This window comes from Nocardioides sp. (genome assembly GCF_050699375.1).
Taxonomy (GTDB): Bacteria; Actinomycetota; Actinomycetes; order Propionibacteriales; family Nocardioidaceae; genus Nocardioides.
Genome location: NZ_JBOHDN010000247.1, coordinates 1 through 23063 on the forward strand (window position 1 = coordinate 1; position 23063 = coordinate 23063).

Below are 23063 nucleotides of genomic sequence, written 5' to 3' on the forward strand. Positions count from 1 at the left end.
AGTCACCCCGCCCGCCGAGTAGTCACTTTTGCAGGCCGAGACGTCACCGCGGTGACGTCTCGGCCTGCAAAAGTGACTACTCGGCGGGCGGGGTGACTCTTCGGGCCGGCGGGAGCGACCTCTCGACGTGAGCGACACGCGGGGGGAGATATGTGGGGGATGGGTGGTGGGGGAGGCGAGAATGGGGCCGGACGCGCATCGGAACCGTGGAGGGAGTGCTGGTGACGACCACTAGCCCCGACCAGGCCGGTCCCGGCTCGGCAGAGCAGGCCGCCAAGAGCTACCCGAGGACCGTTCTCGGCTACGTCAAGGCTTGGTTCCACGCGCTGAGGGTGGCGTTGAACCGGCCGCTGGCCGCCTACTACCTGCTGCTCACCAGCACCGCGCTGCTGCTGACCATCGGGCTGATCATGGTGCTCTCGGCCTCGAGCGTGTGGTCCTACCAGTACATGGACAACTCCTACGCGATCGTCGGGCGGCAGGTGCTGTGGGTGATGATCGGCATCCCGTGCGCGTTCATCGCCTCGCGGATCCGGCCCAGGCATCTACGCCGGCTGGCCTGGCCGGCCTACATCTTCGCCTGCGTGCTCCTCTTCCTGACCATCTTCTTGGGCCACTCGGTCAACGGGCAGCAGAACTGGCTCGGCGTCGGTCCGGTCAAGATCCAACCGTCCGAGATCGCGAAGCTGTCGCTGGTGCTGTGGGCGGCACACGTGTACGCCCTCAAGGAGAGAAGGCTCGACAGCCTCCACGAGGTGCTGATGCCGGTGGTGCCCGGGATGGCGCTCGCCGTCGGTCTCGTGCTCGCCGGTCAGGACCTCGGCACCGCGCTGGTCTTCTTCGCAGTCATGCTCGGGATGCTGTGGGTGGTCGGCGCGCCGGGCAAGCTCTTCGGCATCGCGATCTCGGTCATCGGGGTCAGCGTGCTCTTCCTGATCAGCACCAACACCGAGCGGCTGGGGCGTCTGACCAGCTTCGTCGACCCGTTCAAGGACTTCCACGGCGCCGGCTGGCAGCCTTCGCACGGTCTCTACGCCCTGAGCTCGGGCGGACTCCTGGGGCAGGGGATCGGGGCCTCGCAGCAGAAATGGGGAGACCTGCCCGAGGCACACACCGACTACATCTTCGCGGTGCTGGGCGAGGAGCTCGGGCTGGTCGGCACCTTGCTCGTGGTCGGCCTCTTCCTGACCCTCGCCTTCGCGCTGATCAAGGTCGCGCGGCAGACCGACCGGCCGTTCGTGCGCTACTTCAGCTTCGGTGTGCTGGTCTGGCTGCTCGGCCAGATGATCATCAACGTCGGCATGGTGCTCGCGCTGCTGCCGGTGATCGGCATCCCGTTGCCGCTGGTCTCCTACGGCGGCTCGGCGCTGATCCCGTCGATGGTGGCCCTCGGCGTGGTCATCGGCTTCGCCCGTCGCGAGCCCGCGGCGGCCGCGGCGCTGGCGCACCGTAAAGCCTTGGCAAAGGATCATGCCCGACAGGCAGCCGCTTACCGCCGTGGCCAACGCACCCGATAAGTTCTGACGCATCATGAAGGCCCTCCTCGCCGGCGGTGGCTCCGCCGGACACACATCCCCCCTGCTCGCCACCGCAGATGCCCTGCGCCGCCTCGATCCGAGTGTTGAGGTGACCTGCTTGGGCACGCCTCGTGGCCTGGAGAACCAGGTGGTTCCCGCCGCGGGCTACCCGCTCGAGCTGATCCCGCCGGTCCCGCTGCCGCGCCAGCTCAGCAGCGACCTGTTGAAGGTGCCGGTCAACCTGAAGGGCGCGGTCGACGCGACGTACGAGGTGCTCGACCGCATCCGGCCCGATGTCGTCGTCGGCTATGGCGGGTACGTCTCGATGCCGGCCTACCTCGCCGCGAAGCGGCGCCACATCCCGATCGTCGTGCACGAGGGCAACGCGATGCCCGGGCTCGCCAACAAGGCCGGCGCGAGGGTCGCCGACCGGGTCGCGGTCAGCTTCCCGGACACCAAGCTGCCCAAGAGCGAGTACATCGGGCTGCCGATCCGCCGGATGATCTCGACGATGGACCGCTGGGCGCTGCGGGCCGAGGCGCGCACCTTCTTCGGCCTCGACCAGCACCGTCCCACGATCGTGGTCACCGGCGGGTCTCAGGGCGCTCGTACGATCAACGACTCGGTCTCCGGGGCCTACCGGGCCCTGGCGAGCAACGGGATCCAGGTGCTGCACGTGATCGGCCCGAAGAACGAGCTGGTCTCGCCCGGCCCGGGCTACCACGTGCTCAACTACGTCGACCGGATGGACCTCGCCCTCGCCGCGGCGGACCTGATGATCTGCCGTTCGGGCGCCAACTCGGTGATCGAGGCGAGCGCCGTGGGTGTCCCGGCCGTCTACGTACCCCTCCCGATCGGCAACGGCGAGCAGTCCCTCAACGCCAGGGCGGTCGTCGAGGCCGGGGGAGCCGTGCTGGTCTCCGACGCCGACATGAACACCGAGTGGGTCTCCGCCCACGTACCCCCGATCGTCACCGACCGGGCCCGCCTGGAGGCGATGTCGAAGGCCGCCAGCGACCTGGTCCCGCGTGATGCCGACGAGCGGCTGGCGCGGATCGTGCTGGAGACGGCGGCGAACGGGGGTAGGTCATGAGGGTGCCGGTTCCTGAGCACATCCTGCCCGCCGAGCAGCTGGGCAGGGTCCACTTCATCGGCATCGGCGGTGCGGGCCTGTCCGCGATCGCCCGGGTCATGCTGGCCCGGGGCATCGAGGTCTCCGGCAGCGACGGTGCGGACTCGTCGATGGTCGCCGCGCTGCGTGAGGAGGGGGCGACCGTCTTCGTCGGCCACGAGGCCTCCCAGGTCGAGGGCGTCGACACCCTGGTCGTCTCGACGGCGATCCGCGAGGACAACCCCGAGTACGTCGCCGCGCGCGAGAAGGGCCTGCGGATCTATCCGCGCTCGGCGGGGCTGGCCTCGGTCATGGAGGGCCGCCGGGTCCTCGCGGTCGCCGGCACCCACGGCAAGACCACGACCACCTCGCTGCTGACCGTCGCCCTGCAGGCGGCAGGTGCCGCGCCGACCTACACCGTCGGCGGCGAGCTGGCCGCCTCGGGCACCAACGCGGCCGAGGGCTCGAGCGACCTCTTCGTCGCCGAGGCCGACGAGTCCGACGGTGCCTTCCTGGTCTACAAGCCGTACGCCGCGGTCGTCACCAACGTCGAGGCCGACCACCTCGACCAGTGGGGCACCGAGGAGGCCTACCGCGAGGGCTTCGCCCAGTTCGTGGGCAGGCTCGCGCACGACGGGTTCCTGGTCGCCGTCATCGACGACCCCGGCGCCGCCGACCTGCGCCATGTCGCCCACTCCCTGGGCCGCCGCTTCATCGGCGTCGGCGAGTCGGAGCTGGCCGACGTACGCGCCGTGGACATCGTCCTGGCGGGCACCACGTCCTCCTTCACGGTCGTCGACGGGCTCGACGAGCTGGGCCGCATCACGCTGAAGATCCCGGGGCGCCACTACGTCGCCGACGCGCTCGCCGCGTTGACGGTGGGCCTGCGCCTGGGTCACTCCTTCGACCTGCTCAAGGCGGGGCTGGAGTCGTTCACCGGCACCCGGCGGCGGATGGAGCGCAAGGGAGAGGCAGCGGGCGTACGCGTCTACGACTCCTACGCCCACCACCCCTCCGAGATCGCCGGTGACCTCGTCTCCGGGCGGTCCGTGGCGGGTGACGGTCGCCTCATCGTGGCCTTCCAGCCGCACATGGTCTCCCGGACCAGGATCTTCGGCGAGGAGATGGGCCGCGTTCTCGGTGCCGCCGACGAGGTCGTCGTCCTCGACGTCTACCTGGCTCGCGAGGACTACGACCCCGAGGTCACCGGGAAGCTGGTCGCCGACGCGGTGCCGCTGCCCTCGGGCCAGGTGGCGAACGTCGTGGGCCTCGAGGAGGCCGCCGAAGAGCTCGCCCGGCGCGCCCGTCCTGGTGATCTGGTTCTGACCCTCGGGGCCGGTACCGTGACAGAGGTGGGCCCGATGGTGCTCGCCAAGCTGCGTACGGCTGCAGAGCAGTAGACGTTGTAGGGCTGTGACACTGGAGGGCAGGTATGGGGGAGAAGGGGTCGAGCGAGGGAGTGACCGAGCGAAATACGGACACCGAGATCGCCGAGGCCCTTGAGATCGCCCGGTCGGCGTCCGGGGAGCGCGAGATCGACCTGGAGACGACCGGAGTGAGGTCGAGCGGCGAGCTTGCTCGTCCGCTCGCGCCGAGCGAGGGAGTAACCGCGCGAAGCGCGGACTCGGAGGCGGTGGAGGTCGAGGCCGAATCGAGCGCTGAGCAGGGCTCCGAGCAGGATTCCGAGCCGGAACCGGCTCATGATGATCGTCCAGCGGTCGATGCCGCCACTCTCAAGAGCCGCAAGGCCTTCGCTCGCCGCCAGTGGCGTCGTCGCTGGCTGGCGTGGCGCTACATCATCGTCGGCACCCTGATCATCGCGCTTCTGCTCGGCGGGATCTGGGCGGTCTACTTCTCGACCTGGCTGCAGGTCAAGGGCACCTCGGCGCACGGGGACATGAAGATGACCAGCGCCAAGGAGGTCGTCGACTACGCAGCCGTCCCCGTCGGGGAGCCGCTGGCCACCGCCGACCTCGGCGCCGTGCGGGTGCGCGTGCTCAACGGGCTCTCGATGGTGCGCTCGGTCAACGTCTCGCGCGAGTGGCCCGACAAGATCAGGATCGACGTCACCGAACGTACGCCGGTGGCGGTCGTCTCCATCGGCGGCCGCCTGCGCGCCCTGGACGAGACCGGCACCGTGTTCTGGGACTACAAGAAGGCACCGGCCGGCCTGCCGATGGTGAACACCGTCACCGGCACCAACTCGGCTGCGCTCCGGGAGGCCGCCGCGGTGGCGTCCGCGCTCCCGGCCGATCTGGCCAAGCGGGTCGACCACGTCGAGGTGACCACCGTCGACTCGATCTCCCTCGAGCTGCACAACGACAAGCGCGTGGTGTGGGGGAGCAGCGCCCAGTCCGACACCAAGGCCGACGTGCTGGTCGCGCTGATGAAGGCCGAGCCCAAGGTCGCCCGCTACGACGTCTCGGTGCCCGGCCAGCCCGTCACCAGCAAGAGCGTCGACTGACCTTACGGGGAGACGGATCTCCGCTATCGGACGGCAACGGTTCGGCACAACTGATCCGCGTCCGCGTGTCGTGCCGTTTCGAGGACGTACGTCTGCCTACTGTTCTGAGAACGGCGAGGTTGACATAACTATAACCCTCAGGCTGAGGGTCAGAGTTGAAGCCGGACCGTAAGGACCAACCCAGCGATCGAAGGGGCGACCACCGTGGGAGCTGCACAGAACTACCTGGCGATCATCAAGGTCGTCGGCATCGGTGGCGGCGGCGTCAACGCTGTCAACCGGATGATCGAGGTCGGCCTCAAAGGGGTCGAGTTCATCGCCATCAACACCGACGCCCAGGCGCTGCTGATGAGCGATGCCGACGTCAAGCTCGACATCGGCCGCGAGCTGACCCGCGGTCTCGGTGCCGGCGCCAATCCCGGAGTGGGGGAGAACGCCGCCGAGGACCACGCCGACGAGATCGAAGAGGTCATCAAGGGCGCCGACATGGTCTTCGTGACCGCAGGCGAGGGTGGCGGCACCGGCACCGGCGGCGCGCCGGTCGTGGCCCGCATCGCCCGCAGCCTCGGCGCCCTGACCATCGGTGTGGTCACCCGCCCGTTCGCCTTCGAGGGCCGTCGTCGTGCCAACTCCGCCGACGAGGGGATCACCAAGCTCCGCGAAGAGGTCGACACCCTCATCGTTATCCCCAACGACCGGCTGCTGTCGATCTCCGACCGCAACGTCTCGGTCATGGACGCCTTCCGTCAGGCCGACCAGGTGCTGCTGCAAGGTGTCTCCGGGATCACCGACCTGATCACCACGCCGGGCCTGATCAACCTCGACTTCGCCGACGTGAAGTCGGTCATGTCCAACGCCGGCTCGGCTCTGATGGGCATCGGGTCCGCGCGCGGCGACAACCGCAGCGTCGAGGCCGCCGAGATGGCCGTCTCCTCGCCGCTGCTGGAGGCGTCGATCGACGGCGCCCATGGCGTGCTGCTCTCCATCGCCGGTGGCTCCGACCTCGGTCTCTTCGAGATCAACGAGGCGGCCGCGCTGGTGGCCGACTCGGTCCACGAGGAAGCCAACATCATCTTCGGTGCGACCATCGACGACGCGCTCGGCGACGAGGTCCGGGTCACCGTGATCGCCGCCGGCTTCGACGGCGGCATGCCCAAGCGCCGCGAGGGCCAGTCGGGGCTCGGCACCATGCAGGGCCGCGCCGCCGCGCCGCCGGCCAACAACAAGAGCGAGAGCGCCTCGGTGGCCACCGCTGTCGCGACCCGGCGTGCGGAGGAGGCCACCGAGCCCCCCGCCGAGCCCACCAAGCCGGCGCCGACCACGCCTCCGCCCGCGGCGCCGCCCGCGACACCGCCCGCCGAGCCCGCACCCGTGGCCAAGAAGCCCGCTCCCAGCGTCCAGTTCAGCGATGATGAGCTCGACGTGCCCGACTTCTTGAAGTAAGCAAAGGATCCTCCGCTTGTACAGCTTCCGAGCCTCCGCGGGCCTCGTCGACCTGGCGTTCACCGACAGGTACGGCGGGGTCAGCCTCCCGCCCTACGCCGAGCTCAACCTCGCGGTCGCCGGCTCGGACGACGAGGAGGCGAAGGCCGAGAACCATCGGCTGCTGCTCGCCGACTTCGCCGACGGAGCGCCGTTCGCCGACCTCTACCAGGTCCACGGCAACGAGGTCGTCGACGCGGCGTGCGGCACTCGCCCGGAGGCGGACGGCATCGTCACCACCGAGCGTGACGTGGTGCTGCTGGTACGCACCGCCGACTGTGTGCCGGTGCTCCTCGCCGACGAGGCCGCGGGCGTCATCGGGGCCGCCCACGCCGGGCGTCGCGGGATGGCCGCCGGTGTCGTGACCGAGACGGTCGCGCGGATGCGCACGCTGGGTGCGACGTCGATCAGCGCCTGGGTGGGACCGTACGTGTGCGGCGCCTGCTACGAGGTTCCCGAGGCCATGCAGTCCGAGGTCGCCGAGGTCGAGCCGGCAGCGAAGGCGACGACGAGCTGGGGTACGCCCGGCCTCGACGTCGGCGCCGGCGTGCTGGCCCAGCTGGCCCGTGACGGTGTCGACGCGGTCGACGCGAGCCGGTGCACCCGCGAGTCTGAGGACCTCTACTCCTACCGCCGAGACGGCGCCGGCATGTCACTGGGCGCGTTGATCCGGCTGCGAGGTGCCTGAGATGACGAGTCGTGCCGACGCGATCGCCGCCGGTCTCGCCGAGACCCGCGAGCGGATCGCTGTGGCCGCCAAGGAGGCCGGCCGTCCCGCCGAGGACATCCACCTGGTCGTGGTCACCAAGTTCTTCCCCGCCTCCGACGTGCGCATCCTCGCCGACCTCGGAGTCACCGACGTCGGCGAGAACCGCCACCAGGAGGCAGCGGCCAAGGCGGCCGAGTGCGCCGACCTCGGGCTGCGCTGGCACTACATCGGGGGACTGCAGTCCAACAAGGCGGCCGCGGTGGCCGCCTACGCCGACGTGGTCGAGTCCGTCGACCGTCCCTCGCTCCTGCCCCGGCTCAGCCGCGGCGCGGGCGAGCGCGGCCAGATCCTCGACGTCCTCCTGCAGGTCTCCCTCGACCCTCCGGGGCGCGAGGGCAGGGCCGGGGCGGACCCCGGGGACGTACGCGATCTTGCCGCTGAGGTGGAGGCGACCGACGGGCTCCGGCTGCGGGGCCTGATGGCGGTCGCGCCCCTGGGCGAGGATCCGGAGCCGGCGTTCGCCCGGCTCGCGCGGATCCGGGAGGACCTCCTGGTCGAGTATCCCGAGGCCAGAGCGTTGTCGGCGGGGATGAGCGCCGACCTGGAGCAGGCGATCTCACATGGCGCGACACACGTACGTGTCGGGTCTGCGGTCCTCGGAGAGAGGCCGGGTGTCAAGTAGTGTCCTGGATCAGAAGCACTTTGGGGAAGGTGAAGACATGAGCGGTGCGATGCGCAGGTTCGGTGAGTACCTCGGCCTGCTCGAGGACACCGGGTATGACGACGATGTCTACGAGGGCGATGACGACGAGACTCGCTCCCACGAGCCGGTCAAGGCGCCGGTGCGTTCCAAGCAGTCGCGTCCGGCCCCGGTGGCCGACCTGTCCGAGCGGCGAAAAGCAACGGTGGTGCCTGCAGTGGCAGAGCTTTCCAAGATCATCACGCTGACCCCGACGTCCTACAACGAAGCGCGTCAGATCGGCGAGAACTACCGTGACGGTACGCCGGTGATCATGAACCTCACCGAGATGAACGATCCCGACGCGAAACGGCTCGTCGACTTTGCTGCCGGCCTGATCTTTGCTACCTATGGGAACATCGAGAGAGTCACCAACAAGGTGTTTCTTATCTCACCTGCGAACGTCTCGGTCACGGCTGAGGCCAAGCAGAGGATCGTTGAAGGCGGCTTTTTCAACCAGAGCTGAGACCTTTGACACCTGCCTGCGGGAGAGTTGGACGCGGTCCGCGTCTGGCGTGTCTGTGGACAGGCGCTAGAGTTTCGACTGCATTAACCTGATGCCGCCCCCGGCGGTGCAATCCGAACGTCTGAGTCAACCGAGTAATGAATGGGTGAGGTCATGCCGCTGACGCCAGAGGACGTGAGCAACAAGCGCTTTACTCCCGTCCGGCTCCGCGAGGGCTACGACATGGGCGAGGTGGACCAGTTCCTCGACGAGGTCGAGGCTGAACTGGCACGTCTCACCCGGGAGAACGACGACCTTCGCGGGAAGTTGGCGTCTGCGCAGTCGGGTGGGGGTCCGTCCTTCCCGATGGCTCCCGAGCCTCCTGCTCCCGAGCCGATGCCGGCTCCCGAGCCGGTCTCGCACCAGATGCCGATGTACCAGGAGGCGCCGCAGACCGGCGGCATCGAGACGATCCGGGTCGAGACCGTCCCGGAGGCTTCCAACGCGGCGGCGCGACTGCTCGAGCTGGCCACTCGCAACCACGACGCGCTCATCGACACGGCCAAGAACGACGCCGACAAGATCGTGGGCGAGGCTCGCACCAAGGCCGAGCGCCTGGAGTCCGAGTCGAAGTCGAAGGCCGACCGCATGGAGGCCGACGCTCGCACCCGGGCACAGATGCTCGACAGCGAGACCGCCGAGCGTCGCCAGCAGCTCTTCGGCGAGCTGGAGCGGGAGAAGGACAACCTGACCACCGAGGTCGACACGCTGCGCAACTTCGAGAGGGAGTACCGCTCCCGCCTGAAGAGCTACTTCACGCAGCAGCTCGACGCCCTCAACAACTCGGCTGAGTCCGCGGCCCCCGTCATGGCGGCGGCCGTCAACGAATCGGGCCCCGCGCCCAAGCGTCTGCGTTCCATCCTGGGGGAGGACGAGGGCTGAGCCCTCGTAGTCAGAGCTTCACATCGGCCGGTCCCGCATCGCGGGGCCGGCCGATGTGCGTCTGTCGGCGTCGAGATCGAAGCCGCAACGCGTTTTAGCAGGTGAGGTGGGCCCTGTAAGGGAAATGCCGGGATTTCCCGCGCTGCGGACCAATCTGCCCCCAGTTTCGGTGTGTTGGTTGAGCGGAGCCGAATCCCGGGCTACATTCCGGGCACGCTCTTCGCACCGACTCGGCGGCGCGAAGTGATGGCAGGAGAAAGGGGACTCCATGTCTGTGCCTATGAGGTGTCGCGCGTGCGCGGCCGTCGGGCGCACCTGGATGGTGCGTTCCGAGCTTTCTGGGAATACCAGCTCCTACGTCACGGCTTCCATGACGGTTGCCTCGGCGAGCGTCTAGCCAACCTGAACCATCGGGCGGCCCGGGGGGCCGTTTCTCACACCAGAAAGCGAGTGCCGTGCCTAAGAAAGCAACCAAGACCGTCGTCTCTCCTGACCAGCTGAAGGTCAAGGACGGCGAGGACCCATGGACCAAGGATGAGCTCAACGAGGTCATCGACGAGCTCCGGGAGATGAGGAGCCACAGCCTCGAGGTGCTCACGGCCCTCGAGACGGAGCTGTCCGGCCTGATGAAGGACTCCGGTGACGGTGCCGGCCAGGATCAGGCCGACATGGGGGCGACCAGCTTCGAGCGTGATCACGAGCTGACCGTGGTCAACAGCGAGAAGGACAAGCTGGCGCAGATCGAGCGGGTTCTGGGATACCTCGAGGAGGGGACGTACGGCATCTGTGAGTCGTGCGGGGAGCCGATCGGCAAGATGCGGCTGATGGCGTTCCCGCGTGCCACACTGTGTATGACATGCAAGCAGCGCGAGGAGCGTCGCTGAGCGACGCAGACACCGACCCCGAGTCCCACCTGCACCCTGTTCGATGGGCAGAGTTCGCGGCCGTTGCGGTGTTTCTGCTGGTCCTCGACCAGGTCACGAAACTCTGGGCGGTCGCGACGCTCGTCCCTGGGCAGCCCGAGGACCTGATCGGGTCGGTGCTGCGGCTCAACATCATCCGTAACCCGGGCGCGGCGTTCAGCGCCGGCACCGGGCACACCTGGATCTTCACGACGCTCTCGATCGTGGCGACCATCGGTGTGCTGTGGTTCGCGCGCCGGGTGCGACACCGGGGCTGGGCGATCGCGCTCGGCATCCTGATCGCCGGCATCAGCGGCAACCTGTTCGACCGGCTGCTGCGCGAACCGGGGTTCTACCTCGGACACGTCGTGGATTTCCTGCAGCTGCCCAACTGGCCGATCTTCAACGTCGCCGACATGTGCATCAACGTGGCGGCGGTGCTGATCGTGATCTTCTCGTTCAAGGGGATCGGGCTGGACGGGTCGATCGACGGCGGTGGCTCCGATGATGAGTCCGAGGGCGAGCAGAAGTGAACTTCGGTCATGCCGACCAGCGCACCCTGTCCGTCCCCGATGGTCTGGAGGGGGAGCGGGTCGATGCCGCGATGGCGCGGCTGTTCGGTGTCTCCCGCACCCGCGCCGCGGAGCTGATCGCCGAAGGACTGGTGAGCCTCGACGGCTCCACCGTGGCCAAGAGCGACCGGGTCAGCGCCGGGTCGATGCTCGATGCCACGATCCCGTCGCAGGCCGACCCGCTCGAGATCAAGCCCGAGATCGTCGAGGGCATCAAGATCATCTACGACGACGACGCGTTCGTGGTGATCGACAAGCCGGTCGGTGTGGCCGTGCACCCCTCACCGGGGTGGCAGGGTCAGACCGTCGTCGGGCACCTGGTGGCGGCCGGTTTCCGGATCTCCACCTCGGGCGCCAAGGAGCGCGAGGGCATCGTCCAGCGCCTCGACGTCGGCACCTCGGGCGTGATGGTGATCGCCAAGTCCGAGCACGCCTACTCGGTCCTCAAGAACGCCTTCCGGCAGCGTACGGTCGACAAGACCTATCACTCGCTCGTCCAGGGGCACCCGGATCCGCTCGAGGGGACCATCGACGCCCCGATCGGGCGGAACCCGAAGTACGACTACAAGTTCGCGGTGCGCGCCGACGGGCGCCACTCGGTCACGCACTACGAGACGCTCGAGGCACATCGGTTCGCCTCGCTGCTGAAGATCCACCTCGAGACGGGGCGTACGCATCAGATCCGCGTACACATGTCCGCGCTGAAGCATCCGTGCGTCGGCGACCTCACCTACGGTGCCGACCCGGCTCTCGCGCGTCGCGTCGGGGTCGAGCGGCAGTGGCTGCACGCGGTGCAGCTCGGCTTCGTGCACCCGGAGACGGGAGAGTACGTCACCTTCGAGTCGACCTACCCCGACGATCTTCAGCATGCGCTCGATGTCATCCGCGACGCCGACTGAGGCGCTTCTCCGACCCGCTGAGCCCGGGGACATCGACGCCATCGTCCGGACGTACGTCGAGGCCCGCGCCGCGGCTCCCATGCCCGCCCCGATCTACCCCGAGCCGGACATCCGGGAGTGGCTCGCGGTCAAGGTGCTCGCGCCCCAGTCCGGTTCCGAGGTGTGGGTGGCCGAGGTCGACGGTGACGTCTCCGCCTTCGCCGCCTTCACCCAGACCTGGCTCGACGACGTCTTCGTCCACCCGCGTGCTCAGGGCATGGGCCTGGGCACGGTGCTCCTCGACCTGGTCAAGTCCCTCGCACCCGACGGCTTCGGCCTCTGGGTCTTCGAGATGAACACCCCCGCCCGCGCCTTCTACGCTCGCCATGGTCTGCGCGAGGTCGAGCGCACCGACGGCTCCGCCAACCAGGAGAAGACCCCCGACGTACGCATGGTCTGGCCCTAGCCCTCCTTCCGCACCGAAGCGTCACCTCTGCAGGCCGAGACGTCAGTTCCGCAGGCCGAGGGGTCAACTTTGCAGGTCGAGTTGGCAGTGGTGTGACGTCTCGGCCTGCAGAATCGACTACTCGGCCTGCAAACGTGACTACTCGGCCTGCAGAAGTGACGCCTCGGCAGCGATGCGGGCGATCTCGGCGGGGCCGACGCGGCAACAGCCGCCGACGTACGCTGCCCCGGACTCGACCCAGGAGAGGGCCTCGCCCGGGCGGAAGTGGGGAGTGCCGGACCAGCTGCCCGCGGCGTACGTCTCTCCGGAGTTCGGGTACACCACGGCGGGCTCGCCGGTGGCGGTGGCGAGCTGGATGGCGGCGGGGACGTCGGCCGGGTCGCAGCAGTTGACCCCGACGGCGACGACCGAGCGGACCGAGGCGGCCAGGGCCAGGGCCTCGGCCAGGGGCTGGCCGGCGCGGGTGCGCGTGCCGGCACAGGAGTATGAGAACCAGACCGGGAGGCCGATGTCGTCGAGCAGGTCGACCAGCACCTCGGCCTCCTCGATGTCCGGGATGGTCTCGACGGCGATGAGGTCGGGGTCCTCGGTCTCCAGCAGCGCCAGCCGAGGTGCGTGGAAGTCGCGCAGCGTGGCGGCGGAGACGCCGTAACGGCCGCGGTACTCGGACCCGTCGGCGAGATAGGCGCCATAGGGCCCGATCGAGGCGGCGACCAGCCGGCCGGGGGCCTCCGCGGCGACCTCGCGGGCGATGCGTACGCTGCGGCGCAGCAGCTCGGTGGCGTACGTCTGGGTCATCCCGGCCTCGACGAGACCGGGCACGCTCGCCTGGTAGCCGGAGGTCGTGGCGACGTCGGCGCCGACGGCGAAGTAGGCCCGGTGGACGGCCGCGATCTCCTCGGGCGCCTGGTCGAGCAGGCGAGCGGTCCACAGCGCGCCGGACACGTCCTGACCGCGTGCTTCCAGCGCGTTCGACAGGCCGCCGTCCAGGATCGTCACCACGGTGTCGACATTAGCGCCCGGAGGCGGGTCGCGTATTGGCCGAGACCAGCGAGCCCCGTCAAAAACTGTCGGAGGTGACCGGTAGTCTGTAGGCCTTCCCCCAGGTTGTCCGTGCACGCGTTGAACGGGCCCCTGCGCCCACTGTTCCACGTACGACCTCGAGGAGGGCTCCACGCCAATGGCGGCCGGCTCCAAGGACTCTTTCGTCCACCTGCATGTCCACACCGAATACTCGATGCTGGACGGAGCTTCGCTCCTCGACGGGCTCTTCAGCCGCACCGCCGAGCTGGAGATGCCGGCCATCGCGATGACCGACCACGGCAACATGCACGGCGCCTACGACTTCTGGTCGCGGGCACGCCAGCACGACGTGAAGCCGATCATCGGGATCGAGGCCTACATCACGCCGAACACCCCGCGCGCCGAGCGCAAGCGGGTCCGGTGGGGCCGCGGCGACCAGGCGCAGGAGGGCGGCGACGACGTCTCGGGCGGCGGTGCCTACACCCACATGACGATGTGGGCCGAGTCGACCGAGGGGATGCACAACCTCTTCAAGCTCTCCTCCCGTTCGAGCCTCGAGGGTTACTACTTCAAGCCGCGCATGGACAAGGAGATCCTCGCCGAGCACGCCAAGGGGATCATCGTCTCCACCGGCTGCCCCTCCGGCGCGATCCAGACCCGGCTCCGGCTGGGCCAGTGGGACGAGGCGCTCAAGGAGGCCGGTGAGCTGCAGGACATCTTCGGCAAGGAGAGCGTCTTCCTGGAGCTGATGGACCACGGCATCTCCATCGAGAAGCGGGTCCGCGACGATCTGCTCAAGCTCGGCAAGACGATGGGCATCCGACCGGTCGCCACCAACGACTCCCACTACACCAACCCCGAGGACGCGGGCGCCCACGAGGCGCTGCTGTGCGTGCAGTCGGGCAGCCGGATGACCGAGCCGCCCTACTCCAAGGGCGGCAAGCGGTTCGCGTTCCAGGGCGACGGCTACTACATCAAGACCGCCGCCGAGATGCGCGAGCTGTGGGGACAGCAGGACCTGATCGAGGCCTGCGACAACACCCTGCTGATCGCGGAGCGCTGCGACGTCGAGTTCACCGAGTCGACCGGTGGCTACATGGCGCGCGCCGACATCCCCGCCGGCGAGACCGAGGAGTCGTGGCTGCGCAAGGAGGTCTGGCGCGGGATCGAGGCACGCTACCCCGCCGAGAAGCTCACCGACGAGGTCAAGGACCGCACCAACTTCGAGCTCGACATCATCGCCCAGAAGGGCTACTGCGGCTACTTCCTGGTGGTCGCCGACTTCATCCAGTGGTCCAAGGACAACGGCATCAGGGTGGGGCCGGGTCGTGGCTCGGGTGCGGGTTCGATCGCGGCGTACTCACTGCTGATCACCGATCTCGACCCGCTCGAGCACGGTCTGTTCTTCGAGCGGTTCCTCAACCCCGAGCGTCCCTCGATGCCCGACTTCGACATCGACTTCGACGACCACCGCCGCGGTGAGGTGATCAAGTACGTCACCGAGAAGTACGGCACGGACAAGGTCGCCCAGATCGCCACCTTCGGGCGGATCAAGGCCAAGCAGGCGATCAAGGACGCCGCCCGCATCCTTGACCACGGGTTCGCGATCGGCGACCGGATCACCAAGGCGCTGCCGGCGGACGTGATGGGCAAGGGCGTGCCGCTCACCGAGCTCTTCAACCCCGATCACAAGCGCTACGGGGAGGGCGGCGACTTCCGCAGCCTGCACGACACCGACCCCGATGTGAAGAAGATCTACGAGACCGCGATCGGCCTCGAGGGCCAGATCCGGCAGACCGGCATCCACGCCGCGGGCGTGATCATGGCCTCCGACCCGATCATCGACATCGTGCCGCTGATGGAGCCGAAGCAGGACGGCCAGGTCGTCACGCAGTTCGAATACCCGACCTGTGAGTCGCTCGGCCTGGTCAAGATGGACTTCCTGGGGCTCTCCAACCTCCACACCATCGAGGACGCGCTCTCCAACATCCGCGCCAACCGCGGCATCGACCTGGTGCTGGAGGACGTGCCCTTCGACGACACGCCGACCTATGAGCTGATGCAGCGCGGTGACACGCTCGGCGTCTTCCAGCTCGATGGTGGCGGCATGCGGGCCCTGCTGCGCTCGATGCTTCCCGACCGCTTCGCCGACATCACCGCGGTCTCCGCGCTCTACCGGCCCGGCCCGATGGGTGCCGACTCCCACAACAAGTACGCCCACCGCAAGAACGGCCGCGAGCCGATCGTGCCCATCCACCCCGAGCTCGAGGAGCCGCTGGCGGAGGTGCTGGGGGAGACGTACGGCCTGATCGTCTACCAGGAGCAGGTGATGTCGATCGCGCAGGTGCTGGCGGGATTCTCGCTGGGACAGGCGGACATGCTCCGCCGTGCGATGGGCAAGAAGAAGAAGGCCGAGCTCGACAAGCAGTACGCCGGGTTCCAGGGCGGCATGCTCGAGCGCGGCTACTCCCAGAAGGCGATCGACACCATCTGGGAGATCCTGCTCCCGTTCTCCGACTACGCCTTCAACAAGTCGCACTCCGCGGCCTACGGCGTGGTCACCTACTGGACCGCCTATCTGAAGGCCAACTATCCGACGGAGTACATGGCCGCGCTCTTGACCTCGGTCAAGAACGACAAGGACAAGATGGCGATCTACCTCAACGAGTGTCGTCGCCGGAAGATCGCGGTGCTGCCGCCCGACGTCAACGAGTCCTCCCACGACTTCACCGCTGTCGGCACCGACATCCGCTTCGGCCTGACCGCGGTCCGCAACGTCGGGTCTCAGGTGGTCGACGGGATCGTCGAGGCACGCACCGGGAAGGGTCGTTTCGAGGACTTCAACGACTTCCTCGCCAAGGTGCCCGACCGGGTCTGCAGCAAGCGGGTGATCGAGTCGCTGATCAAGGCCGGCGCGTTCGATGACATGAAGCACCTGCGCCGGTCGCTGGTCGCGATCCACGAGACTGCGGTTGATCAGTACATCGACATCAAGCGCAACGAGGCGATCGGACAGGACTCGCTCTTCGGTGGGCTCGACGAGGCGGAAGGAGGCGACTTCGGGATCTCGGTGACCATCCCCGAGATGGACGAGTGGGACAAGATGACCCTCCTCGGGCACGAGCGCGAGATGCTCGGGCTCTACGTCTCCGACCATCCGCTGATGGGCCTGGAGCACGTCCTCGCCAACGGCACCGACTGCACCATCGGTCAGCTGATGACCGATGAGTCGCGCCCGCACAACAGCACCGTCACCGTCTCGGGCCTGGTCACCAACGTCAACCGCCGGATCACCAAGAAGGGCGATGCCTGGGCGACGGTGACCCTCGAGGACCTCGAAGGGTCGGTGGAGGTGCTGCTCTTCCCGAGCTCCTACCAGCTCGCCGCGCCCCACCTGATCGAGGACGGCATCATCCGGGTCAAGGGCCAGCTCTCCCGTGACAAGGACCAACCCGAGCTGCGTGGCCAGGAGGTCACCGTCCCCGACATCACCGGTGGGCCTGGCGCCGCCGGCGGACCGGTGGTGATCTCGTTGCCCTCGACTCGGTGCACGCCGCAGGTGATCGGCCAGCTGCGTGACGTACTGACCACCTATCCCGGTGTAGCCGAGGTCAGGCTACGGTTGATGACACGGGACGCGACCCGCGTCATGAAGCTCGACGACCGGCTGCGGGTGGCACCGACTCCCGAGCTGTTCGCCGACCTCAAACACCTACTCGGACCAGGATGCCTGACAATCTGATCGTGCCGCCGCCGCCCAGTCTCTACGAGACTGGGCGCCGCTCCGTCCGTCCCGACCTCTCCCGCCCGGTGCTGGTCCAGGTGGCCATCATCGCTGCCGCCTTCGTCGTCGGCGGCGTCGCGGCCGGCCTGGCGGCGTCGACGCTGTGGACCCCGCCGACCGGCATGGTGCTGGAAGGCAAGTGGTATCGCGGGCTCATCTCGATCGACCCGCCCGCCATCGGGCAGAACATCGACCAGGGCGTCTTCGCGGCGACCGCCTGGTTCTCGGTCTGCGCGATCGTGCTCGGGCTGGTGGTCGGCATCGCGGCCGCGGTCTGGCTCAACCGCTCCGAGCTCGTCACCCTCGCCGCGGTGGCGCTCGGTGGCTCTGTCGGCGGTGGCCTGATGCTCCTGGTCACCTCGCTGCTCTCGCCGGAGGACCCCGCCGGCCTCGCCAAGGATGCCGCCAACGGCACCGTGATCCAGGACAGCTTCCAGCTGGCCTCACCGTGGCTCGTACTGCTCGTCCCGGGGTCGGCGATGCTGGCGCTGATGGTCGTCTTCTTGATGTGGTCCCCGCACCAGCTCGACGAGCACGGAGCCGAGTCGGCGCGTTCTGACTGACTACGGGGCCGAGTCGGCGCGTCCTGACGAGCCGACTCGACCGCGATTGTGGTCAGGATGAGCCGACTCGACAGGTGGGTTACCTGGCGATGGGGGCGGTGGTGGCCTGCATGATGTTGATCAGGTCCGTCGGGGCGAGCTCCAGGTCTAGACCGCGACGGCCGCCGGAGACGTAGATCGTCTCGTACGCAACGGCTGACTCGTCCACGACAGAGGGATGCGAACGCTTCTGGCCGATGGGAGAGATGCCGCCGGCGACGTACCCGGTCGCCCGCTCGGCCGCGGGGAGGTCGGCCATCTGCGCCTTCGAGCCGCCCAGGGCCCGGGCCAGCGCCTTGAGGTCGAGCTGGCCGGTGACGGGGACGATGCCGACCACGAGCCTGCCGTCCAGCGCAGCCATCAGGGTCTTGAAGACCCGCTCCGGCTCGACGCCGAGCGCCTCGGCCGCCTCGAGGCCGTAGGACTGTGCCCGGGGGTCGTGCTCGTAGGGGTGCAGGGTGAAGTCGATCCCGGCGCGGGTCAGCGCCACCGTTGCCGGGGTGCCGCCGGTCTGCTTCTTCTTCGCCACCATCGGCTCCGGGCCTAGTTCGGGGACCACTTGGTGCGGGCGACCTCGGTGGCGGGCAGCGACGGGATGACGTTCATCGCCTTGAGCTCGGCACGGAGGAGGTCGGTGGCCATGCCGAGGCGTACGCCGGCGTCGGGCGCTTCCAGGAGCGCCTGGCGGTCTGGCATCGGCAGGGGAGTGGTGGCCGAGATGGTCCAGGAGAGGAACTCTGGGTCCTTGGGGAGCGAGCCCGTGAACGGGTCGTCGCGGAACTCCAGCAGTGCGGCCCGGTAAGCGGTGAAGATCGCGCGCGCGGTGTCCACGACGGTGCCCGGGACGTCGACCTGGTCCTCGAGGAGATCCTCCACGTCGGCGACGGGGAAGTCGCCGGCCCCCTCCATGCTGTCCATCCGGATCCGGTCGACGGCGAGCACCTCCAGGTCGAAGGAGCCGTCCTCGTGCTGCTCGGCCTCGGTGATCAGCAGCTTCACCCCGACGCGGTAGAGCGACTGCGCGCCGGTCTCGCCGACCTCATAGCCCTCGCGGATCGCGACCGAGCCGAAGTGGCGATTCTCCTCGTCCTGCCGGAGCAGGTGGTGCACCATCGCGCGGTAACGGTCCTCGAAGACCCTCAGCGGCATCGTCACCCCTGGAAACAGCACGGCATTGAGCGGGAACATCGGCAGTCGGTCGGTCACGCTGCCACCCCCGTAGCGCGAGCGCTCTGAAACGGAGGCGGCGGCGTGAGGTTTGCATGGTTCACTCGCTGGCGCTCATTCACGGGCACCAACCTATGGGGGACGCGGGTGCGTACGCCCGCGAACCCGCCCGTAGGTCCGTCGGCTGTCGAGCCGAGCCGTCAGAAGTCGTACGTCGCCTTGTCGATCCTCGAGTGGTAGCGCCGGCCTGTTGCTGCCCCGAGCAGTGCACCGACGAGCATCACGACCAGAAGCGCGACAACGGCGAGCACCGCGCCCCAGCCGAGCTGGTCGGTGCTCAGTCCCACGCTGGGCAGGTCGAGCTGCTGCATGATGTCGTAGCTGGAGCCGAACAGGGCGCCGGCGACGGCGGCGATGATCGTGACCGCGAGGCCCACGATCCATACGCCCAGGCCCTGCCGGCCGGCGTCGAAGCGGGACATCCGGGCAGCGACGTACCCTCCGGCGAAGTAGCCGATGAACATCACCACGGCGAGGGTGATCGCGGCCGCGATGCCGAGCGATCCTGGGTTGGCCTCGAGATCGGCCTGGGTCCAGCCCTGGTTGGCCCCGACCGCCGAGGCCACCGCGCTGATGATCGCGCCGAGCAGGACGGTGAGGCCGACCGCGACCAGCCAGCCGAAGAAGCAGGCGCCCCAGTTGAAGCCTCCGTATGTGTCACGAAGAGCGGCGCGACGGCCTTCCTCGGTGTGCCGGTGATGCTCGATGCCCTCCTGTCGGGTGCGGTCGACGTCCTCGGGTGAGCGGCCCGAGCGGTCGATGGCGTCGTCGTGACCGACTACGGCCGGGCCACCCGGGCCTCCCGGGCCACGCAGGCCTCCCGGGCCGCGGTCGCCGCCCGAGGGGGCTGGGCTGACTGGGCCGCCTGGGCTGTCTGGGCCGTATTCGCGGGTCTCGGCGTCGTTGTGGTGAGTGTGCTTGTGATCTCGGTGGAAAAGTCCGGTCCGTGCCATGACGATCCTCCTTGGTGGGTCAGAACGTACGGTTCCCCGATCCGGGCGCCGTATGCGCGCCCGAGGAGGTGCGTGCGGCGTCCACGTGGCGTCTGCGGATCGGCTCTGAGGGCCCCTCGCTCGTAGACTGGAGCCATGATTCGCCGCATCGATCTTCGGGGTGCTGAACGCAGCACCGTCGACTACCGCGCCGCCGTGCCGCGCGCTGAGTTCGACATCGAGGCGGCGACCCATGCGGTGCAGCCGATCATCGACGCTGTCCGCGAGCGCGGGCAGGACGCGATCGCGGAGTTCTCGGAGAGGTTCGACGGGGTACGGGTCGACGACATCCGGGTCCCGGCCGCCGCGCTGACCAAGGCTCTCGACGAGCTGGACCCCGCGATCCGGGCCGGGCTCGAGGAGTCGATCGCGCGCCTGCGCGCAACCTGTGCGGCTGAGCTCGAAGAGGACGCCGTCACCGATCTGGCGCCGGGCGCGCGGGTGACGCACCGCAAGGTGCCGGTGGGGCGGGTGGGGCTCTATGTTCCTGGTGGTCTGGCGCCGCTGGTCTCCTCGGTGCTGATGAACGTCGTCCCGGCTCAGGTCGCCGGGGTGCCCTCGATCGCGCTGGCCTCGCCGCCGCAGAAGGCCAATCCCGATGGATTCAGTGCGGGGCTTCCGCAGCCCACCATCCTGGCGGCGTGCGCGCTGCTGGGCGTCGAGGAGGTCTACGCCGTCGGCGGCGCCCAGGCGATCGCCATGTTCGCCTACGGGGTCCCGCCGAGCTCGACCTCCGAGGGGTGCGAGCGCGTCGACATGGTCACCGGCCCAGGCAACATCTACGTCGTCACGGCGAAGCGCCTCCTCAAGGGACAGGTCGGGATCGACTCCGAGGCCGGCCCGACCGAGATCGCGATCCTCGCCGACGAGACGGCCGAGGCCGCGTACGTCGCCGCCGACCTGATCTCCCAGGCCGAGCACGACCCGCTGGCCGCCTCCGTACTGGTCACCGACTCCGAGACGCTCGCGGCCGACGTGGAGGCCGAGCTCGACAAGCAGGTCGCGGTGACCAAGCACGTCGAGCGGATCCGTACGTCGCTGACCGGCAAGCAGTCGGGCATCGTCCTCGTCGATGACGTCGACCAGGGCATCGACGTCGTGAACGCGTACGCCGCCGAGCACCTCGAGATCCACACCGCCGACGCCGAGCGGGTGGCCGGTCGGATCCGGAACGCCGGCGCGATCTTCGTCGGGCCCTTCGCCCCGGTCTCGCTGGGCGACTACTGCGCCGGGTCCAACCACGTGCTGCCCACCGGCGGCTGCGCCTGCCACTCCTCCGGGCTCTCGGTGCGGGCGTTCACCAAGTCGGTCCACGTCGTCGACTACTCCCGCGAGGGGCTGGCCGCGGTCAAGGACCACGTGGTCACGCTCGCCGAGGCCGAGGACCTGCCGGGTCACGGCGCCGCGGTGTCGGTGAGGTTCTCCTCATGAGGTCCGCCTCGGAAGAGCGCTGGCCGCCGATCCGTGCCGAGCTCGCCGGGATCGAGCCGTACGGCGCCCCGCAGCTGGACGTCCCGGTCCAGCTCAACGTCAACGAGAATCCCTACCAGCCCTCCGCGGAGACGATCGCCGACATCGCGGCCAGCGTCGGCGCGGCGGCGCGCACGCTCAACCGCTATCCCGACCGCGAGTTCGTCGCGCTGCGGGAGGGGCTGGCTGCGTACCTTCGCTCCGACGTGCCGAAGGCGTCGATCACGCCGGAGCAGGTGTGGGCGGCCAACGGGTCCAACGAGGTGATGCTGCAGCTGCTTCAGGCCTTCGGTGGCCCGGGACGCACCGCGATCAGCTTCGCGCCGACCTACTCGATGTATCCCGAATACGCCCGCGACACCAACACCGAGTGGATCGTCGGCCACCGCGAGAGCGACTTCGCGATCGACCTCGAGAAGGCGCGGGCGTTGGTCGAGGAGACCCAGCCCCACGTCGTACTGCTGCCGAGCCCCAACAACCCCACCGGCACCGCGCTCCCGCTCGACGCTGTCACCGTGCTGTGCGAGGCGGTCGGCGAGCGCGGGATCGTGGTCGTCGACGAGGCCTACGGTGAGTTCCGCCGCGAGGGCGTGCCGAGCGCGCTCGAGCTGCTCGCGAAGCACCGAAACCTCGTGGTCACCCGCACCATGTCGAAGGCGTTCGCCGGAGCTGGGCTGCGCCTCGGCTACCTGGCGGCGGATCCCGCGATCTGTGACGCGATCCGCGTCGTACGCCTGCCCTACCACCTCTCCGCGGTGACCCAGGCGGCGGCGAGCGCGGCGCTGCGGCACGCGCCGGAGCTGCTGGGCTACGTCGCGGCGCTTCGCGAGGAGCGGGACGCGCTCGTGGACTGGCTGCGCGCACAGGAGCTCGAGGTGGCCGAGTCGGATGCCAACTTCGTGCTCTTCGGGCGCTATGCCGATCGCCACGCCGTCTGGGAGGGGCTGCTGGCACATGGGGTCCTGATCCGCGAGACCGGGCCCCAGGGCTGGCTGCGAGTATCAGTCGGTACGCCGCAGGAGACCGCGGCCTTCAAACAAGCCTTGACCGAAGTGAACGGAGCACGGGCATGACCCGCCCTGAGACCAACACCGGGAACAACACCGGGAACAACACTGGTAGGACCGCCCGCATCGAGCGGCAGACGAGCGAGTCGAAGGTGCTGGTCGAGGTCGACCTCGACGGCACCGGCCGCAACGACATCTCGACCGGCGTCGGGTTCTACGACCACATGCTGACCGCGTTCTCCCGGCACTCGCTGGTCGACCTGACCGTGCACTCCGAGGGCGACCTGCACATCGACGCCCACCACACCGTCGAGGACACCGCGATCGTGCTCGGCCAGGCGCTGCGCGAGGCGCTCGGGGACAAGAAGGGCATCCGCCGCTACGGCGACGCGACGGTCCCGCTCGACGAGACCCTGGTGCGAGCGGTCGTCGACGTCTCCGGTCGGCCCTACTGCGTCCACACCGGCGAGCCGGAGGGACAGCAGTACGTCCAGCTGGGCGGCACCACGCCGGCCTACCTCGGCTCGCTGACCCAGCACGTCTTCGAGTCGATCGCACACCACGCCCACGTCACGATGCACGTCAATGTGCTCGCCGGGCGCGAGCCGCACCACATCGTCGAGACGCAGTTCAAGGCGTTCGCCCGCGCGTTCCGTGACGCGGTCGCCTACGACCTGCGCGAGACCGGGATCCCGTCGACGAAGGGCGCACTGTGAGCGAGCGTCAGCGAG

The 23063-nt window shown here is 68.8% G+C and carries 22 protein-coding genes; 18 read left to right on the plus strand and 4 right to left on the minus strand.

Annotated elements, in window-relative coordinates; genetic code table 11:
- The first annotated feature begins 221 nt into the window (after nucleotides 1-221).
- The 13 genes from ftsW (at nucleotide 222) to ACRDPS_RS18285 (ending at nucleotide 12227) form a co-directional block, all read left to right on the plus strand.
- Nucleotides 222-1517 (plus strand): putative lipid II flippase FtsW, encoded by a 1296-nt coding sequence (gene ftsW, locus ACRDPS_RS18225; protein ID WP_431503076.1) that lies wholly within the window; start codon nucleotides 222-224, stop codon nucleotides 1515-1517.
- Between the two features lie 13 nt (nucleotides 1518-1530).
- Nucleotides 1531-2610, plus strand: a complete 1080-nt coding sequence (murG, locus tag ACRDPS_RS18230) for an undecaprenyldiphospho-muramoylpentapeptide beta-N-acetylglucosaminyltransferase (RefSeq protein ID WP_431503077.1) — start codon at nucleotides 1531-1533, stop codon at nucleotides 2608-2610.
- Entirely contained in the window at nucleotides 2607-4028 is a 1422-nt protein-coding gene (gene murC / locus ACRDPS_RS18235) for a UDP-N-acetylmuramate--L-alanine ligase (RefSeq protein WP_431503078.1), read from the plus strand. Before murG ends, murC begins: the two co-directional genes overlap by 4 nt.
- Nucleotides 4029-4060: 32 nt before the next feature.
- Entirely contained in the window at nucleotides 4061-5092 is a 1032-nt protein-coding gene (locus tag ACRDPS_RS18240; protein ID WP_431503079.1) for a cell division protein FtsQ/DivIB, read from the plus strand.
- Nucleotides 5093-5296: 204 nt separating this feature from the next.
- Nucleotides 5297-6535, plus strand: coding sequence for a cell division protein FtsZ (gene ftsZ / locus ACRDPS_RS18245; RefSeq protein WP_431503080.1), 1239 nt, complete (start codon nucleotides 5297-5299; stop codon nucleotides 6533-6535).
- A 16-nt stretch (nucleotides 6536-6551) separates the two neighbouring features.
- Entirely contained in the window at nucleotides 6552-7262 is a 711-nt protein-coding gene (gene pgeF, locus ACRDPS_RS18250; protein WP_431503081.1) for a peptidoglycan editing factor PgeF, read from the plus strand.
- Nucleotide 7263: 1 nt separating this feature from the next.
- Nucleotides 7264-7965, plus strand: a complete 702-nt coding sequence (locus ACRDPS_RS18255; RefSeq protein ID WP_431503082.1) for a YggS family pyridoxal phosphate-dependent enzyme — start codon at nucleotides 7264-7266, stop codon at nucleotides 7963-7965.
- Nucleotides 7966-8002: 37 nt separating this feature from the next.
- Nucleotides 8003-8488 carry a cell division protein SepF gene (locus tag ACRDPS_RS18260; RefSeq protein WP_431503083.1) on the plus strand — a complete coding sequence of 162 codons (486 nt, stop codon included), beginning with the start codon at nucleotides 8003-8005 and terminating at the stop codon, nucleotides 8486-8488.
- Between the two features lie 153 nt (nucleotides 8489-8641).
- A complete protein-coding gene (locus ACRDPS_RS18265; protein WP_246088138.1) occupies nucleotides 8642-9409 on the plus strand; it encodes a DivIVA domain-containing protein in 768 nt (255 codons plus the stop codon).
- A 455-nt stretch (nucleotides 9410-9864) separates the two neighbouring features.
- Nucleotides 9865-10293, plus strand: a complete 429-nt coding sequence (locus tag ACRDPS_RS18270; RefSeq protein WP_431503084.1) for a TraR/DksA family transcriptional regulator — start codon at nucleotides 9865-9867, stop codon at nucleotides 10291-10293.
- Nucleotides 10266-10844, plus strand: coding sequence for a signal peptidase II (gene lspA / locus ACRDPS_RS18275; RefSeq protein ID WP_431503085.1), 579 nt, complete (start codon nucleotides 10266-10268; stop codon nucleotides 10842-10844). The genes ACRDPS_RS18270 and lspA overlap by 28 nt, the downstream gene beginning before the upstream one ends.
- Nucleotides 10841-11782 (plus strand): RluA family pseudouridine synthase, encoded by a 942-nt coding sequence (locus ACRDPS_RS18280; protein ID WP_431503086.1) that lies wholly within the window; start codon nucleotides 10841-10843, stop codon nucleotides 11780-11782. Before lspA ends, ACRDPS_RS18280 begins: the two co-directional genes overlap by 4 nt.
- Entirely contained in the window at nucleotides 11760-12227 is a 468-nt protein-coding gene (locus ACRDPS_RS18285; RefSeq protein WP_431503087.1) for an N-acetyltransferase family protein, read from the plus strand. The genes ACRDPS_RS18280 and ACRDPS_RS18285 overlap by 23 nt, the downstream gene beginning before the upstream one ends.
- 138 nt (nucleotides 12228-12365) lie before the next feature.
- Here the strand turns inward: ACRDPS_RS18285 and mmuM are convergent, their stop codons facing one another.
- Nucleotides 12366-13229, minus strand: a complete 864-nt coding sequence (mmuM, locus tag ACRDPS_RS18290) for a homocysteine S-methyltransferase (RefSeq protein WP_431503088.1) — start codon at nucleotides 13227-13229, stop codon at nucleotides 12366-12368.
- Between the two features lie 178 nt (nucleotides 13230-13407).
- Here mmuM and dnaE point away from each other — a divergent pair, with 178 nt between their 5' ends.
- Complete coding sequence (gene dnaE, locus ACRDPS_RS18295) at nucleotides 13408-16992, plus strand: DNA polymerase III subunit alpha (RefSeq protein ID WP_431503089.1); 3585 nt, start codon at nucleotides 13408-13410, stop codon at nucleotides 16990-16992.
- Nucleotides 16977-17597 carry a hypothetical protein gene (locus ACRDPS_RS18300; RefSeq protein WP_431503090.1) on the plus strand — a complete coding sequence of 207 codons (621 nt, stop codon included), beginning with the start codon at nucleotides 16977-16979 and terminating at the stop codon, nucleotides 17595-17597. The genes dnaE and ACRDPS_RS18300 overlap by 16 nt, the downstream gene beginning before the upstream one ends.
- A gap of 79 nt (nucleotides 17598-17676) precedes the next feature.
- On the opposite strand, the gene ybaK is transcribed toward ACRDPS_RS18300, so the two are convergent.
- The 3 genes from ybaK to ACRDPS_RS18315 form a co-directional block, all read right to left on the minus strand.
- On the minus strand, nucleotides 17677-18168 hold the full coding sequence (gene ybaK, locus ACRDPS_RS18305) for a Cys-tRNA(Pro) deacylase (protein ID WP_431503091.1): 492 nt from the start codon (nucleotides 18166-18168) through the stop codon (nucleotides 17677-17679).
- Nucleotides 18169-18179: 11 nt separating this feature from the next.
- Nucleotides 18180-18842, minus strand: coding sequence for an LON peptidase substrate-binding domain-containing protein (locus ACRDPS_RS18310; RefSeq protein ID WP_431503092.1), 663 nt, complete (start codon nucleotides 18840-18842; stop codon nucleotides 18180-18182).
- Nucleotides 18843-19003: 161 nt separating this feature from the next.
- Nucleotides 19004-19816 (minus strand): hypothetical protein, encoded by an 813-nt coding sequence (locus ACRDPS_RS18315; RefSeq protein WP_431503093.1) that lies wholly within the window; start codon nucleotides 19814-19816, stop codon nucleotides 19004-19006.
- 135 nt (nucleotides 19817-19951) lie between these two features.
- Here ACRDPS_RS18315 and hisD point away from each other — a divergent pair, with 135 nt between their 5' ends.
- The 3 genes from hisD to hisB are packed head-to-tail and all read left to right on the plus strand — an operon-like array spanning nucleotide 19952 to nucleotide 23048.
- Entirely contained in the window at nucleotides 19952-21286 is a 1335-nt protein-coding gene (gene hisD, locus ACRDPS_RS18320; RefSeq protein ID WP_431503094.1) for a histidinol dehydrogenase, read from the plus strand.
- Nucleotides 21283-22398 (plus strand): histidinol-phosphate transaminase, encoded by a 1116-nt coding sequence (locus ACRDPS_RS18325; protein WP_431503095.1) that lies wholly within the window; start codon nucleotides 21283-21285, stop codon nucleotides 22396-22398. Before hisD ends, ACRDPS_RS18325 begins: the two co-directional genes overlap by 4 nt.
- The gene (gene hisB, locus ACRDPS_RS18330) at nucleotides 22395-23048 is read left to right on the plus strand and encodes an imidazoleglycerol-phosphate dehydratase HisB (RefSeq protein ID WP_431503096.1); all 654 of its coding nucleotides are present in this window, start codon (nucleotides 22395-22397) and stop codon (nucleotides 23046-23048) included. Before ACRDPS_RS18325 ends, hisB begins: the two co-directional genes overlap by 4 nt.
- The last annotated feature ends 15 nt before the right edge of the window (nucleotides 23049-23063 follow it).